Origin of the sequence: Megasphaera intestinihominis, assembly GCF_040096415.1 — a bacterium.
In the GTDB taxonomy this organism is placed as follows: domain Bacteria; phylum Bacillota; class Negativicutes; order Veillonellales; family Megasphaeraceae; genus Megasphaera; species Megasphaera intestinihominis.
On the sequence record NZ_JBBMEU010000009.1, the window covers coordinates 1 to 15,328 of the forward strand.

Below are 15,328 nucleotides of genomic sequence, written 5' to 3' on the forward strand. Positions count from 1 at the left end.
TTCAAAGGTCATCGTTGTCATCACCGGGTGGCGACGACTTGTTTATTTTAACAAACTCAGAAGAGCTTGTCAAGGATGTTTTTGAACTTTTTTCAAAGTTCAATCACCCCGGCCTGCATGGCGCAGACCACGGCAGGATGAAACTCCTGCTGTGTCAGGGCCTTGCCCCGACAGCTTATTCAGTATACTACTGTGTAAAGAGATTGTCAAGGATTTTTTCAAATCCTTGACGCCGGCCGCCGGTCGCCGGTCGCAAACCCACGCCACATATGCCGATCAAGTATATCCCCCATTGTTCACAGCGGGCCGTCAAAGGCTCCCTTCATAGGGGAGCTGGCCGCCAAAGGCGGTCTGAGAGGTTAAAGGACGTCCCCTACGATGGCCCCGGTTAGGGCGTAAGCCGCCCCTGCGAAGGGGAGGGGGACCGCTTGCGGTGGAGGGGTTCTCCTCTACGAGCCGAGGGTTACTCGAAGCGATGTTGTCAGTCTGAGTCTGTCGCGGCGGAACGCCGCATCTGAATTCGAGGCGGCCTGCGGCCTGCGAACTGCGGTCGGCGCAAAAAAAAAGAGGCCCGCAGGCCTCTTTTTTTATTTAAACAATTTCGTCTGTTCTTTTTCTTCTTCGTCGTTACCTTCGATGGCAATGGTATCGAGTTCGTCGTTACCTTCGATGGCAATGGTATCGAGGGCGGCTACTTTGTCGTCGCCTTCCAGTTTCTGGATCTTGACGCCCGATGTGTTGCGGCCTTTCTTGATGCCAATGCTTTCGATATCCGTGCGGATGACGATGCCATTCGACGTGATGAGCATCAGTTCCTGCCCTTCATGGACGACTTCGACGCCGACGATGTCGCCGGTCTTCGGCGTAATCTTGAAGTTCTTGATGCCTTTGCCACCGCGGAGCTGGACTTTGTAGGCGTCGATGTTGTTGCGCTTGCCAAAGCCTTCTTCGCTGACAGTCAGGACCTGGCAGTCCGGTTCGAGGACGTCAGCCCCGATGACCATATCGCCTTCAGACAGTGTGATGCCGCGGACACCGCGGGTATTCCGGCCCATAGGACGGACATCGTTTTCATTGAAGCAGATGGCCATGCCCAGTTTCGTCGCCAAGATGATCGTCTGGTCGCCGTTGGTCAGGCGCACTTTGGCCAGGTGGTCGCCTTCCATAAGGGAAATAGCGATGAGGCCGTTGCGGCGGACGTTCTTGAATTCATGAAGAGGGGTCTTCTTTACCAGCCCTTTTTCGGTGACCATGAACAGGTTCATCGACGGGTCGACCTGGTCGAGGTCGATGAGGGCGTTGACTTTTTCGCCATTGGACAAGGGCAGGATATTGATGGCGGCAATGCCCTTGGAGTTACGGCTGTTGGCTTCCGGGATTTCGTAAGCCTTCAGGCGATAGACGCGGCCGAAGTTGGTGAAGAACAGGACTGTATTCCATGCCGACGTATAGAGCAGGTGGTTTACGGCGTCTTCGTCCTTCGTCCCCATGCCCTTGATACCGCGGCCGCCTTTATTCTGCGTATGGTATACATTGGCGTTGATACGCTTCATGTAGCCTCGGCGGGTCAAGGTGAGGACCATGCGTTCGTTGGGGATCATGTCTTCGATGGAGAAATCCGACGAGTCGGCTACGATCTGTGTGCGCCGTTCGTCGCCAAATTTCTTCTTGGCATCGAGGAGTTCCGTCTTTACGATTTCCATGACTTTATGTTCGTCAGCCAGGACGCTGCGCAGGTAAGCGATGCGTTTTTCCAATTCAGCATATTCTTCTTCGATTTTTTCTCGTTCCAGACCCGTCAGGCGGCGCAGGCGCATGTCGAGGATGGCGATGGCCTGTTTTTCGCTGAGGCCGAACTTGCTCATCAAGGATTGTTTGGCAATGTCGTCTGTCGCCGATTCGCGGATCGTCTTGATGACTTCGTCGATGTGGTCCAGGGCGATGAGCAGGCCTTCTAAGATGTGAGCCCGTGCCAGGGCCTTGTCGAGTTCAAACTTGCTGCGGCGGGTAATGACATCTTTCTGATGGTCGAGATAGTAGTTCAGGATCTGTTTGAGTGTCAGGACGCGCGGATGGCCGTTGACGAGGGCCAGCATGATGACGCCGAACGTTTCCTGGAGCTGCGTGTGTTTATACAATTTATTCAGGACGATATCGGGATTGACATCGGCCCGCAGTTCGACGACGATGCGCATACCCTTGCGGTCCGATTCATCGCGCAGGGCCGTGATGCCGTCGATTTCCTTGTTGCGGGACAAGTCGGCAATGGACTCGATGACCCGCGCTTTATTGACCTGATAGGGGATTTCCGTCACGACGATGCGGTGCTTCCCTTTATTCATCGGTTCGATAGTCGCACAGGACCGCATCTTGATACTGCCCCGGCCCGTCGAATAGGCTTTGATGATGCCATCGCGGCCCATGATTTTAGCACCCGTCGGGAAATCAGGGCCTTTGATTTTGGTCATGATTTCTTCCAGGCTGGCTTCAGGGTTATCGATGAGCAGGACACAGCCGTCGATGACTTCGCCTAAATTATGAGGCGGAATATTCGTCGCCATGCCGACGGCGATCCCAGCCGAGCCATTGACCAGGAGGTTCGGGATCTTCGACGGCAAGACCGTCGGTTCCTGCAGGGAGCCGTCGTAGTTGGGCATGAAATCGACCGTTTCCTTGTCGATATCTTCCAGCATTTCGCCGGTAATCTTCGCCATGCGGACTTCGGTATAACGCATAGCCGCAGCCGAGTCACCATCGACGGAACCGAAGTTGCCGTGACCATCGACTAAAGGATAGCGCGTCGAGAAATCCTGGGCCAGGCGGACGGTCGCATCATAGACGGAGCTGTCACCATGGGGGTGATATTTACCTAAAACTTCGCCGACAATACGGGCCGATTTCTTATAGGGCTTGTTCGGCGTCATGCCCGCTTCATGCATGGCATAGAGAATACGCCGATGGACCGGCTTTAGCCCATCGCGTACATCCGGCAGGGCACGAGTGATGATGACACTCATGGCATAGTCGATGTACGACGTCTGCATTTCGCTTTCCAGACAAACCGGCACAATTTTATCTACTTGTTGTTCGTCCACAAATTTCACCTCATATACAAACTGAAAATAACTGCCGGCCAGCAAAAGACCCGCAGTCCGAATCGTTGTCGTCTATATGGCAGCCCGTCAAATGAACAAATGGGCGCATACGATTATATTATAACAAATATTTCCATTTTTCTCTAGAGGCGCAAAAAAACTTGTTTCCGCCTGCCTTTTTAGGCTGAGGGAAACAAGTTTTTTAGTGGCTAGGGGTTAGGGGTTAGGGGTTAGGGGCTGGCAGTTCATCGTAATTACTTTTTAATTTTCGACCTACGATGAACGACCTACGACGAACGAGAGCATACCGTGGGAACACTTACCAGAATAATAGCGTATCCCTTTATTTCTTATTGCTGTATCTCCAGATCTTCATTTTTTCAGCTTCTTTGATCAGGTCTTCGCGGAAAGCCGGATGGGCGATGCTGATGAGGCGTTCGGCCCGTTCCCATGTCGAAGCGCCCATGAGGTTGACTATGCCGTATTCCGTGGCGACCCAGTTGACCTGGGACCGCGGGTCCGTGACCGTCGTGCCCGGGGCCAGCGTCGGGATGATGCGCGATTCATCGCGGCCGGTCTTCTTGTTGTGGAACGTCGACCGCAAAGCGATGATGCTCTTGCCGCCACGGGAGCGGTAAGCGCCGTCGGTGAAGTCCAACTGGCCGCCGCTGCCGCTTATCTGATGGGTACCGGCTGATTCGGACGATACCTGGCCGAAGAGGTCGATGTCGATGCAGTTATTGATGGAAATGAAATTATCCATCTGAGAAATGATGAAAGGATCATTGATGACGTCTACCGGATAAGCTGCCAGGAAGGGGTTGTCGTCCATCCAGTCATAGAGGTCCTGCGTCCCCAGGGCGAAGGCCCAGCTTATCTTATCGCGGCAGAAAGTCTTGCGGCGGTTCGTGAGCTGGCCGTGTTCATACATGAGTCGGAAGGCGTCGACGAGCATTTCCGTATGGACGCCCAGGTCTTTCAGGTCCGATTCGGCCAATAAGGCGCCGATCGTGTTGGGCAAACTGCCGATGCCGAGCTGCAGCGTCGCTCCGTCGGGAATCTGCTGGACGATGGTCTTGGCAATCTGGGCATCGATATCGTCGCCTGTCGTAAAGGGAATGGTCGCCAAAGGATGATTGCCGTATTCGACGATGCCGTCGATATCGCTGATATGGATACATTCGCCGCGGCCGCCGAGGACGCGGGGCATGGCTTCATTGACTTCGACGATGACTTTCTTCGCTTTCTTGGTAATGGCTTCCGTTGCCGAAACGGCCGGGCCGAAATTAAAGAAGCCGTGTTTATCCATGGGACCGACAGTAATCAGGGCTACGTCGACGTCGAGGAGGTCGCGGTACATGGACGGCTTGTTGCGGTAACACATGGGTATGAAATTCATCTGGCCAAGGGCGCACTTCTTCCGGTCATAGCCGCTCATATACCAGTTCATGGCCGTAAAGGCCTTGCGCTCCGGGTCCTGTTCAATAATCTGCCGCGGAGCCACGCTCAGGCACATGCGGACTTTGACATCTTGCAGTTCATCACGGCGCGCTGCCAGGGCCTGGTCGAGGAGGATCGGCTGGGTCGTGCCCATGCCGTAATCGACCCAATCTCCGGACTGGACCACTTTTACCGCTTCTTCCGGCGTCATTAATTTCTGTCTGTACATATCTGTCCATTGGGACATAAAAACCACCCTTTCATCTGTATGTATTTTCTTTAGTACGACGTTTTACGTTTGCTTATATTCTTATTATACGACGCTGAAGGCGCCCTGGCAAGGCGTTTAGGTAAACAGGTATATGCCGTTTTGGCATATGCCACGTGGGCGACCCGCCGGACCTTGGGTGGCATTCGCTCCGAGCTGGGAAATCACTCATAGTCTGGAACGGGCTTGCCACGTGCAAGCCCCTACATCCGTGACGCCTGGTGGTTCATCGCTCGTGATTCGTGGTTCGTAAAAAAAAGGGCTTGTCGCACATGCGACAAGCCCTTTTAAGTTGTTAGTGGTTAGCGGATGTTTAAAAACTTAAAGCCCATTTCTACAAACTAAAAACTACGAACGACTAGCCACTAGTCTTATTCACTTTGTCTTTTTTCGATGATTTCGTCCATGATTTTTTTCGGTACTTCTTCGTAGTCGAAGAATTCCATGTTGAACGTGCCTTTGCCCTGGGTCATGGAGCGCAGGACGGTGACGTAGTCTTTCATTTCTGCCAGCGGGACCTGGGCTTTGACGACGATGATGCCTTTGCGGTTGCGATGGTGTTCCATGCCGAGGATGCGGCCGCGGCGGCTGCTGAAGTCGCCCATGACATCGCCCATGTAATCTTCAGGGATGACGACGTCGACGTTGTAAATCGGTTCCAGGAGGATCGGCTTGGCTTCAGGTACGGCTTTCTTGAGGGCCTGAGCGGCAGCGACTTTGAAGGCCATTTCCGACGAATCGACAGGATGATAGGAACCATCGGTCAGGGTAACTTTGACGTTGATCATGGGGAAGCCGGCGATGAGGCCTTTTTCCAAGGTTTCACGGACGCCTTTTTCAACGGCCGGGATGTACTGTTTCGGTACGGCGCCGCCAAAGATCTTATCGACGAATTCAAAGGGTTCGCCTGTCGTCAGCGGCTCGATGTCCAGGAAGACGTGGCCGAACTGACCGTGGCCGCCGCTCTGTTTCTTGTGTTTGCCTTCGGCTGTCGCCTTGCTCTTGATGGTTTCACGATACGGGATGTAAACGTCTTCCTGTTTGGCTTTGACACCGTATTTCCGTTCGATTTTGGTCAGGATGTGGTCGAGGTGGACATCGCCCATGCAGCGGACGATGAGCTGCTTGCCTTCGGTGCTCTTTTCGACCTGGCACGTCGGGTCTTCTTCGCTGACCCGCAGGAGGGCGTTCATCAATTTTTCTTCTTCGCCCTTCTTTTCCGGGACCAGGGCTACCGTATGCAGCGGGTTCGGGAAGCGGATGGGGTCATAGACGACGGGGAAATCAGGAGCGGCAAAGGTATCGCCAGTCCGGGCATTCGGCAATTTCGGCAGGACGACGATGTCGCCGGCAATAGCCGCCGGGACGGGAATCTGTTCCTTGCCGACCAGGGTCAGGACTTTGCCCATCTTTTCTTCTTTATCCTGGGACATATTGTATAACTTGTCCCCTTCCTTGAGTTCGCCCGAGAAAATGCGGACATAACTCAGTTTGCCGGCAAAGGGATCGATGAGGGTCTTGAAGACGAAGGCCGTGAAAGGCTTGTTGGGATAGACCAGGACCGGTTCGCCTGTCTTCTTATCCGTGCCCATCATGACTTTCTGCGAAGCATCCGGCATGTAGGTGATGATACGGCGCAGGAGTTCTGCCGTACCGATATGGTTGATGGCACTGCCGCACATGAGCGGGCAGACGCGGCCCGTCAGCATGCCCTGGCGCAGGCCTTTGCGCAGTTCTTCGATGGTCAGTTCATCGCCGTTGAGGTATTTTTCCAGCAATTCGTCGTCGCCTTCGGCAGCGGCTTCCATGCACATTTCGCGGACTTCACGGGCTTTGGCCATGTATTCTGGCGGCACCTTGATTTCCGTGCATTCGCCGTTATTCCATTCCCAGGCTACCATCTTGCAGACGTCGATGATGCCCCGGAAATCCTTGCCTTCACCGATAGGGATCTGGAGGGGCATGATGGATTTGCCGAAGACGGCGCGCAATTTTTCCAGGCAGCCGAAGAAATCGGCGTGTTCCGCATCCATCTTGTTGACATAGACCATGCGCGGCAATTTCAATTCGACGCCGTAGTCCCAGGCCCGTTCCGTATCCATTTCGACGCCCGATTCGGCCGAAACGACGAGCAGGATGCCGTCACTGGCACGCAGGGCAGCGCGGACTTCGCCGCAGAATTCGGAATACCCCGGCGTATCGAGGAAGTTCAGCTTGTAGCCTTCCCATTCGCAGGGCGCAATGCCGAGCTGGATCGTAACGTTTCTCTTAATTTCTTCCGGTTCATAGTCCATAATATGCTTGTTGTCTTTACCGACGCCAACAGCATCGACAGCACCGCAGGCAAGCAGTAATGATTCAACAACAGCCGTTTTGCCGGCGCCATCATGCGAAAGTACAGCAACGTTGCGAATTTTATCACTTGTGTATTCTTTCATAAAACAATCGCCTCCTATGGAATCTCAGTTAATATTATATATTCGAGATGAAGGGGGCAGATTCCTTTTTTAAGTTGCATTTTTTCAAAAATAATTATGCTTTTTCTTTCATTTTGGCCAGGACCAGGGAAACCATCAGTTCGACGCCGACTGGCAGGCAGGCTTCATCGACGGCAAAATGGGTATTGTGCAGGGGATAAACCGTGTCGCCGGGCTTGGTCGCACCGAGCCAGAAGAAACCGCCATCGAATTTCTGGAGATAACCGGAAAAGTCTTCGGCCGTCATGGCCGGTTCGTCGACAGCTGCCAGAACGTCCGGGCCAAAGCAGTCTTTGGCTACGCCAGCGACGAAAGCCGCCTGCTGCGGCGTATTGCGGACAGCCGCATAGCCCCGTTCATAGTCGAGATGGCTGACCGTCCCGTACATGGCATCGATGCCTTTGAGCGTATCCTGGAGATGGGCTTCGACGGCATCCTGGGCCTCCGCATGGTACGTCCGGCAGGTCCCTTCGATTTCGACCGTATCGGCGACGACATTGTAGCGCGTGCCGCCAGTGATTTTGCCAAAAGTCAGGACAGCCGGATAGAGGGGATTGACGCGGCGGCTGATGATGGTCTGGGCCGCCGTCAGGAACTGGGCGGCTGCGACGATGGTGTCGACGCCTTTATGCGGCATGGCGGCATGGCTGGCCTTGCCGTTGAGGACGATGCGGATATGGTCCGAAGCGGCCATCATCGGCCCGGGCAGGACACCGATTTTGCCGCTGGGCAGTGTCGGCCAGACGTGAAGGCCGTAAACGGCATCGACACCGTCGAGGACGCCGGAGGCGACCAGGCCCTTGGCTCCGCCGACAGGCGATTTTTCTTCAGACGGCTGGCAGATGAAGACGACCGTGCCGGGGATATCGTCTTTCACCTGACTCAGGACCTCAGCGGCACCGAGGAGGATGCTCATGTGGCCGTCATGACCGCAGGCGTGCATCTTGCCGACGAAATTGGACGCAAAGGGCAAGCCTGTTTCTTCCGTCATGGGCAGAGCATCCATATCGGCCCGCAAGGCGATGACCGGCCCCGGCTTGCCGCCTTTGAGCGTCCCCAGGACCGCCGTCGTTCCGGCGACGTGCTCCTGTACATCGATGCCGAAAGACCGCAGCTTGGCTGCCATAAAGGCAGCCGTTTCCACTTCTTCGCCGGATAATTCCGGATTTTCATGGATATGACGGCGCATGGCACAAATATCAGGCACAGTCCGCTTCACTAAGTCTTTGATAGTCATTTTATCGATCATGGCAAACCCTCCCATGTATGAATTATTATTTATAAAGTATGATTAATAATACCACACAATATAAAGAAATACAACGGTTTCCCCTGTCTTTTTCAAGAACTAGTACAGCTCCCATAAGTGCGTTATAATAAGGATGCAGTGTCACACATCATCATTTACAGAGGAGGCTTATATCATGAAAGCATTTGATACAGAAAACAGCGTCTGGTCCCGCTTCTCACCGGAACAGCGCGGCCAGATGGAAGCGTACAGCGTCCATTACCGTCAGTTCCTGGACACAGCCCGGACAGAACGGCTGGCCAATAAAGAAATCATCCGCCAGGCTGAAAACGCCGGGTTCCATCCCCTGGCTGACTTCACCAGCCTGAAGGCCGGCGACAAGGTCTATTGGGACCAGAAAGGGAAATCGGTCATCTTAGCCGTCATCGGCTCGGCCCCCATCGAAAAAGGGCTGAAAATCGTCGGCTCCCATATCGACTGCCCGCGCCTGGATGTCAAGGCCATGCCTGTCGTCGAAAAGAATAAAATCGTCTATTTCAAGACCCATTACTATGGCGGCTTGCTGAAATATCAATGGGTCTGCCTGCCCCTGTCCCTGGTCGGCGTCGTCTATAAAGCCGATGGCAGCCGCGTCGACGTCTCTATCGGCGAAGACCCGGGCGATCCGGTCCTGTTCATCAATGACCTTCTGCCCCACCTGGGCAAGGACCAGGCCGCCAAAAAGCTCTCTGAAGCCATCAGCGGCGAAATGCTCATGCCCTTGGCCGGCACGAACGGCGAAGGAGAAAAGACGAAACCGGCTATCCTGACCTTGTTAAAGGAAAAATACGGTATTGAAGAAGAAGATTTCACCAGTGCAGAACTGGAAATCATCCCGGCCGTCAAGAGCCGCGACGTCGGCCTGGACCGGTCGATGATCATGTCCCACGGCCATGACGACCGCGTCTGCTCTTATGCCAACCTGGCCGCCATCCTCGATGCCGCACCGGGGGAAAAGACACAGGTCGCCCTCTTTGCCGATAAAGAAGAAATCGGTTCCGTCGGCAACACGGGCGTCCAATCGTCGTACTTCCCGGACTTTATCGCCGAACTCCTGTCCCTCCAGGGCCATGACCAAGAAATCTGGCTGCGCCGGACCCTGCGCAACAGCGAAGTCCTGTCGGCCGACGTCTGCGCCGCCTTTGACCCGGTCTTTGCCGACGCCTATGAAGAACAGAATTCGGCCAAGCTCGGCTACGGTATCTGCCTGTGCAAATACACCGGTGCCCGCGGCAAGGCCGGCAGCAACGATGCCAACGCCGAATTCATGGCCAAGATCCGCCGCATCTTCAACGAAAAAGAAGTTCCCTGGCAGGTCGGGGAACTGGGCAAGGTCGACCAGGGCGGCGGCGGTACCATCGCCTACATCATGGCCGACTGGGGCTGCGACGTCGTCGACTGCGGCGTAGCCATGCACAGCATGCACGCTCCCTTAGAAATCGTCGCCAAAGCCGATGCCTACAGCGGCTACCTGGCATACAAAGCATTTTTTGAAAGTAAGTGATACAAAAGGAGCTGTCGCATCGCGACAGCTCCTTTCAAGTTGTTAGTGGCTAGTTGTTAGTTGTTAGGGGTTAGGTGTTAGAGGATGGTGGCACAAACCTCGTACGACACCCTTTTTTCTGTAGGGGTCGCCACGTGGGCGACCCGCCGGGTATTTGAATCGTTCTCTTAGCAAACTAACCGGGAAATCGTACATATCCTGGAGCGGGCTCGCCACGTGCGAGCCCCTACAGCGTCATTCAGGAGCAAGGATCGTACCTAATGGTATCCGCTTTCCCGGAGCCCTTTGATAGTCTGGTAAAGGCCGTACATATACAGGGCGACGGCAACCCAAGCGAAGCAGAAGGTCAGGCGCAGGGGCGGCGTGATGGTTTCGCCGCTCAAGAGACCGATGACCAGAGTGATGCTCGGCGAGAGGTACATGAGCATACCGCCTGTCGTAATAGGGACGCCTTTGACGCCGGCCGAAAAGAGCATCATCGGAATGGCCGTGACGATGCCCGTCGCCGGCAGGAGCAGCCACTGCCAGCCCTGGAAAGTCCCGACAGCCCCCATGCCATGATATTCGCTGAAGGCGATGAACAGCAGGGACAGGGGCACCATGGAAAAGGATTCGATGAAGACCGAAACCTGGCTGTCCAGGCGGACTTTCTTTTTCAACATGCTGTATATCGCCCAACTCAGGCAGATGAAGAACGACAGCCAGGGGACGACGCCGTACAGGCAGAAGGCCAGGACCAGGCCGGTAGCGGCGACGACGACGGACAGTTTCTGGACCGGCCGCAGCCGTTCATGGAAGATCAGACCACCAAAGAAGACGAGGATGATGGGATTGATGAAATAGGCCAAGCTGGCCTGGAGGATGAAGCCCTGTGTCGTGGCGTAAATATAAGCCCCCCAATTCAGGGTGATAAAGATGCAGGCCCCGGCAATATAAGGCCATTGCCAGCGCTCCTGTCGGACCCCTTTCAGGTCGGGCAGGAGCTTTTTCTGCAATATCAGTAAAAAGCAGAAGACCGATGCCCAGACAATCCGCGAAGCCAGCGTATACAGCGGCGGCAGCTGCCGCAACAGCAGCCAGAAGGCCGGCAGTACGCCCCAGATGGCCTGACTCAGCACGAAATAGATATAACAGATTTTGCTCCCGCCCATAAGACATCTCCTTTGTCTGATACCTCTTAGTATTATCACTATCATGCAATAGGTAATCTCATTTGTCAATAACAAGACAGCATGTCCCTGGCGGGAGCCTTTTCATACTTCTTCGATATGATGGGAACCGTATTTTTTGAGTACCAGTTCGGTCAGATACTGGGCCGTCGCTTCGACGCCGAGGAAGCTGCTGTTGATGAGCAGATCCGTATGGTGGAAGTCGCCTGGCAGATAGCCGGCGTAGCGCACCTGGTAGGCATCGCGGGCCCGGTCGACGTTGCGTATCATTTCCTTGGCCGTCCGTTCGTCCATCTTGAGGCGTTCGACGCAGTTCTTGAGGCGTTCTTTATAGGGCGCATAGATAAAGATGCGCAGCAAGTGCTTGGAACATTTCAGGATGGAATCGGAACAGCGGCCGACGATGATGCACGACTTGGCATCGGCCAGGTCCAGGATGATTTTCTTTTCCACCTGGAAGAGTTCGTCCTGTTTCCGCGATTCGTCGTGCCCCAGTGGGAAGCACATGCGCCAGAAGCGGTTCGGCCTGGCAGATTCCTCCAGGTCGCTGGCAATAGACAAGGACATATTCATCTTCTTCGCTGCAGCTTCGATGAGGTCGCGGTCATAAAATTCGACGTTCAGGGCTTCGGCCATTTCTTTGGCAATGGGCCGGCCCATACTGCCGAACTGGCGGTTGATGGTAATGATGAATTTTTCCATCGTACTCCCTCCCTTACGATAAGAAGCGGCTCAGGAAATTGCGGGCCCGTTCCGTCTTGGGGTGGCTGAAGAATTCAGCCGGCGTCGTATCTTCCTGGACGATGCTGTCGGCCATGAAGACGATGCGGTCTGATACGTCGCGGGCAAAGGCCATTTCATGGGTCACGATGACCATGGACATGCCGTTATGGGCCAAGTCGCGCATGACGTCAAGGACGCCGCCGACGAGTTCCGGGTCCAGGGCCGACGTCGGTTCGTCGAAGAGGATCATCTTGGGATTCATGGCCAGGGCGCGGGCAATGGCAACGCGCTGCTGCTGGCCGCCGGAGAGCATATCCGGCATCTTTTCGGCCTTATCGGCCATGTCGACCTTTTTTAGTATTTCCATGGCAATATCGTGGGCATCGGCTTTCTTCATGTGCTTGACGCTTTGCAGGGCCAGCATGACGTTGCCGACGACGTTGCGCAGGGGAAATAAGTTAAAGTGCTGGAAGACCATGGTCACTTCTTCGCGCATCTTGCGGATATCGTAGCCCGGCTGGAGGATGCTCTGACCGTTGTACTTGATGTCGCCGCCTGTCGGCGATTCCAGCAGGTTCAGGCAGCGCAGGAAGGTGCTCTTGCCGGCGCCGGACGGCCCGAGGATGCAGGTGACTTCATCGTCCAGGGACAGGCTGATGTCATTCAGGACCAGGTTATCACCATACTGTTTCTTTAAATGTTCAATTCGCATCATTTTATATCAGCTCCCATCTTCTGTTCACAAATATTGACGGCTACGGTCAGCAGCGAAATCAGGACTAAGTAGAATACGGCCAGGACGGTATAGCTTTCGACGAATTCAAAGTTCGACGAAGCGTACTGGCCAGCCTGATAGGTCATTTCGGCGACGCCGATGACCGTCAAAATGGACGTATCCTTTACGGTAATGATGAACTGGTTGCCCAGGGCCGGCAGCATGGTCCGGAAGGCCATGGGCAGGATGAGCTTCATGACGATCTGCAGCTTCGTCATCCCCAGGGACATGCCCGCCTCCCACTGACCTTTAGGCACTTCCAGGATGGCACCGCGGACGATTTCCGATATATACGCCCCGGCATTGAGGGAAACGCAGAGGATGCCTGCCGCTTCATGAGATAAATGGATGCCAAAGAGTTTTGGCATGACGAAATAGATGTACAAGGCCTGGACCAGGATCGGCGTACTGCGGATGATCCAGACGTAGAAAGCGCTGATGCTCTTGAGGATGCGTATATTGCGGGCCCGGGAAAACCCCGTAGCCAGCCCGATGAAATAGCCGATGATGATACTCGTCACGGAAATGACGACAGTCCAGAACAGGCCTTTCGTAACAACACCGACGATGATGTCCAAGTGTTCCCAGTTAAACATAAGATTCCCCCCTTAATAAAAGACCCCTTATAGCAAGAAGTCCGGCAAAAGTACGACTCTTGCCGGGCCACTGCTGACTGGCTGCTGCCGTTAGACATTCAGCCATTTATCTTCTAACTTCTTGATTGTCCCGTCTTCCTGCAATTCTTTCAGGGCCTTATCGAATTCAGCTTTATACGGGCTGTCCTTAGGCAGGGCGAAGCCATCGGGAATCTTGGCCGTTTCATCGCCCAAGAGGGCCAGACCGCTTTCAGGATGCTTCTTCAAATAATAGACGGCATTCGGTTTATCCTGCATGAGGGCGTCGGCCTTGCCCTGTTCGACTTCCATGAAGGCTGCTGAAATAGCCGGGAAGACGACGATTTCCGAATCCTTACAGTGTTCCGTTACGTATTTGTGGGCAGCTGTCCCCTTTTCGACGGCGATTTTCTTGCCTTTCAACTGATCTACAGACGTAAGGTTTTCATCTTTGCGGACGACGAACTGCAAACCTGCGTTTTCATAGGGTTCGGTGAAGTCCATCTTCTTCTTGCGGTCTTCGGTAATGCAGACCTGGCCCATGCCGATATCGTACTCACCGTTGGCGACGGCCATGAACATGTTGTCATATTCCGTCGGCGTGACTTTATAGGTAAAGCCCAGTTTCTTGGACATGGCATCGAGCAGGTCCAGGTCGAAGCCGACGAGCTTACTGTTTTCATCTTTGAAAGCAAAGGGCGCATAGATCCCGGTCGCTACTTTCAGCTCTTTCCCTTTCAGGCTGGCCTTATCGCTGCTGCCGCTACCTCCGCCGCAGCCAGCTAAGACAGATATGGATACGACGGCACTCAGGCCGGCTAAGATTGCTTTTTTTACCTTACTGTTCATCATCATAATCAGGCACCCCTCTTCACATGTATGACTGGAATCTATCATTCAGGTCTCATGACCGGAACTGTATATTCAGGCTTGAATCTGGAAGCCGTGGCGGAACGGGTCCGTCTCATCGAGGACCAGGCAGTTGATGCCGGTAATATAGGCACTGCCTGTAATCTGCGGGATAGCAGCGGCCATGCCGCCGACTTCGGCATCATCTACGATGCGGGCTTTGAACAAGGTTCCCATGATACTTTCATAAACGAATAGTTCATTTTTCTTCAATTTCCCCCGCAAGTACAGCGACGCCACTTTGGCACTCGTGCCGGTCCCGCAGGGGCTGCGGTCGATCTGGTAGTTGCCGAAGACGACGGCGTTCTTCATGGTCGCTTCGGGCCGATCGGCCTGACCATAAAATTCGACTAAATCGACGCTGTGGATGTCCAGTTCCGGATGGGCTACGACTTCCTGATTGTTGACGGCCCGGAGGATGTTCATGCCCGTGTCGATGATAGTCCGGATATTTTCAGGCTCTAAGCGCATCCCCAAAGCATCGGTGTCGACGAGGGCGAAGAAACTGCCGCCAAAGGCGATGTCCAGGGCAACGTGGCCTAAGCCGTCGACAGGGACCGTGACCCCTGTCCGGTACAAGAAGCAGGGCACGTTGGTAATGGTCACTTCTACGGCCCGGCCTGCTTCGACTTTGACGTGGCCCTTGATGAGGCCTGACGGCGCATCGAGGCAGATGTCCGTATAGGGTTCATGGACGGGTATCATCTGTTCATTGACCAGCACCGTCGCCACGCCGATGGAACCGTGGCCGCACATATTCAGGTAGCCGCCGCTGTCCATGAAGACAACGCCGACATCAGCTTCTTCGTGGACCGGCGTCATGAGGATGGCGCCGAACATATTCGTATGGCCCCGCGGCTCCAGCAAGATGGCCTTGCGATAGGCATCGTAGTGCTTGGCGATGTACTGCTTCTTTTCCATCATCGTCCTGCCTGGCGCGTGAGGAAATCCATTGACGACGATACGCGTCGGTTCTCCCATGGTATGCGAATCGATGACCAGGAATTGTTCTTCTCCCCTCAGTTTTTCCATCAGGCGCTCCTGATTAGCATGCCACATCGAATCT

The 15,328-nt window shown here is 54.4% G+C and carries 12 protein-coding genes; 2 read left to right on the top strand and 10 right to left on the bottom strand.

Annotated features, from left to right (window positions below):
* On the top strand, positions 1 to 230 hold a 230-nt coding region (locus WMO23_RS02545; protein ID WP_349173177.1), incomplete at its 5' end, for a hypothetical protein.
* A 357-nt stretch (positions 231 to 587) separates the two neighbouring features.
* Here the strand turns inward: WMO23_RS02545 and gyrA are convergent.
* From gyrA to WMO23_RS02565, 4 genes are all read right to left on the bottom strand, one after another.
* On the bottom strand, positions 588 to 3,095 hold the full coding sequence (gyrA, locus tag WMO23_RS02550) for a DNA gyrase subunit A (protein WP_292108149.1): 2,508 nt from the start codon (positions 3,093 to 3,095) through the stop codon (positions 588 to 590).
* Between the two features lie 343 nt (positions 3,096 to 3,438).
* Positions 3,439 to 4,764, bottom strand: coding sequence for an acetyl-CoA hydrolase/transferase family protein (locus WMO23_RS02555; protein WP_239639856.1), 1,326 nt, complete (start codon positions 4,762 to 4,764; stop codon positions 3,439 to 3,441).
* A gap of 410 nt (positions 4,765 to 5,174) precedes the next feature.
* Positions 5,175 to 7,241: an elongation factor G gene (gene fusA / locus WMO23_RS02560; protein WP_292260862.1), complete on the bottom strand. Its 2,067-nt coding sequence runs from the start codon at positions 7,239 to 7,241 to the stop codon at positions 5,175 to 5,177.
* Positions 7,242 to 7,335: 94 nt separating this feature from the next.
* Complete coding sequence (locus WMO23_RS02565; protein WP_020311019.1) at positions 7,336 to 8,529, bottom strand: M20 metallopeptidase family protein; 1,194 nt, start codon at positions 8,527 to 8,529, stop codon at positions 7,336 to 7,338.
* A 175-nt stretch (positions 8,530 to 8,704) separates the two neighbouring features.
* On the opposite strand from WMO23_RS02565, the gene WMO23_RS02570 reads away from it, so the two are divergent.
* Positions 8,705 to 10,072, top strand: coding sequence for an aminopeptidase (locus WMO23_RS02570; RefSeq protein ID WP_020311020.1), 1,368 nt, complete (start codon positions 8,705 to 8,707; stop codon positions 10,070 to 10,072).
* Between the two features lie 257 nt (positions 10,073 to 10,329).
* On the opposite strand, the gene rarD is transcribed toward WMO23_RS02570, so the two are convergent.
* The 6 genes from rarD to WMO23_RS02600 all read right to left on the bottom strand — a co-directional run bounded on the left by rarD (position 10,330) and on the right by WMO23_RS02600 (position 15,321).
* A complete protein-coding gene (rarD, locus tag WMO23_RS02575; protein ID WP_020311021.1) occupies positions 10,330 to 11,223 on the bottom strand; it encodes an EamA family transporter RarD in 894 nt (297 codons plus the stop codon).
* 102 nt (positions 11,224 to 11,325) lie between these two features.
* Positions 11,326 to 11,943, bottom strand: a complete 618-nt coding sequence (locus WMO23_RS02580) for a cytidylate kinase-like family protein (RefSeq protein ID WP_020311022.1) — start codon at positions 11,941 to 11,943, stop codon at positions 11,326 to 11,328.
* Positions 11,944 to 11,956: 13 nt separating this feature from the next.
* Positions 11,957 to 12,679 (bottom strand): amino acid ABC transporter ATP-binding protein, encoded by a 723-nt coding sequence (locus WMO23_RS02585; protein WP_020723895.1) that lies wholly within the window; start codon positions 12,677 to 12,679, stop codon positions 11,957 to 11,959.
* Positions 12,676 to 13,335, bottom strand: coding sequence for an amino acid ABC transporter permease (locus tag WMO23_RS02590; protein WP_020310844.1), 660 nt, complete (start codon positions 13,333 to 13,335; stop codon positions 12,676 to 12,678). The genes WMO23_RS02585 and WMO23_RS02590 overlap by 4 nt, the downstream gene beginning before the upstream one ends.
* A gap of 90 nt (positions 13,336 to 13,425) precedes the next feature.
* Positions 13,426 to 14,208, bottom strand: coding sequence for an ABC transporter substrate-binding protein (locus tag WMO23_RS02595; RefSeq protein ID WP_020310843.1), 783 nt, complete (start codon positions 14,206 to 14,208; stop codon positions 13,426 to 13,428).
* A 69-nt stretch (positions 14,209 to 14,277) separates the two neighbouring features.
* Positions 14,278 to 15,321 (bottom strand): proline racemase family protein, encoded by a 1,044-nt coding sequence (locus WMO23_RS02600; protein ID WP_239639857.1) that lies wholly within the window; start codon positions 15,319 to 15,321, stop codon positions 14,278 to 14,280.
* Positions 15,322 to 15,328: the final 7 nt, after the last annotated feature.

Coding starts and splice junctions, on each gene's coding strand:
- WMO23_RS02555 (WP_239639856.1), bottom strand. CDS start 4,764: ATGTACAGACAGAAATTAATGACGCCGGAAGAAGCGGTAAAAGTGGTC.
- fusA (WP_292260862.1), bottom strand. CDS start 7,241: ATGAAAGAATACACAAGTGATAAAATTCGCAACGTTGCTGTACTTTCG.
- WMO23_RS02565 (WP_020311019.1), bottom strand. CDS start 8,529: ATGATCGATAAAATGACTATCAAAGACTTAGTGAAGCGGACTGTGCCT.
- WMO23_RS02570 (WP_020311020.1), top strand. CDS start 8,705: ATGAAAGCATTTGATACAGAAAACAGCGTCTGGTCCCGCTTCTCACCG.
- rarD (WP_020311021.1), bottom strand. CDS start 11,223: ATGGGCGGGAGCAAAATCTGTTATATCTATTTCGTGCTGAGTCAGGCC.
- WMO23_RS02580 (WP_020311022.1), bottom strand. CDS start 11,943: ATGGAAAAATTCATCATTACCATCAACCGCCAGTTCGGCAGTATGGGC.
- WMO23_RS02585 (WP_020723895.1), bottom strand. CDS start 12,679: ATGATGCGAATTGAACATTTAAAGAAACAGTATGGTGATAACCTGGTC.
- WMO23_RS02590 (WP_020310844.1), bottom strand. CDS start 13,335: ATGTTTAACTGGGAACACTTGGACATCATCGTCGGTGTTGTTACGAAA.
- WMO23_RS02595 (WP_020310843.1), bottom strand. CDS start 14,208: ATGATGATGAACAGTAAGGTAAAAAAAGCAATCTTAGCCGGCCTGAGT.
- WMO23_RS02600 (WP_239639857.1), bottom strand. CDS start 15,321: ATGTGGCATGCTAATCAGGAGCGCCTGATGGAAAAACTGAGGGGAGAA.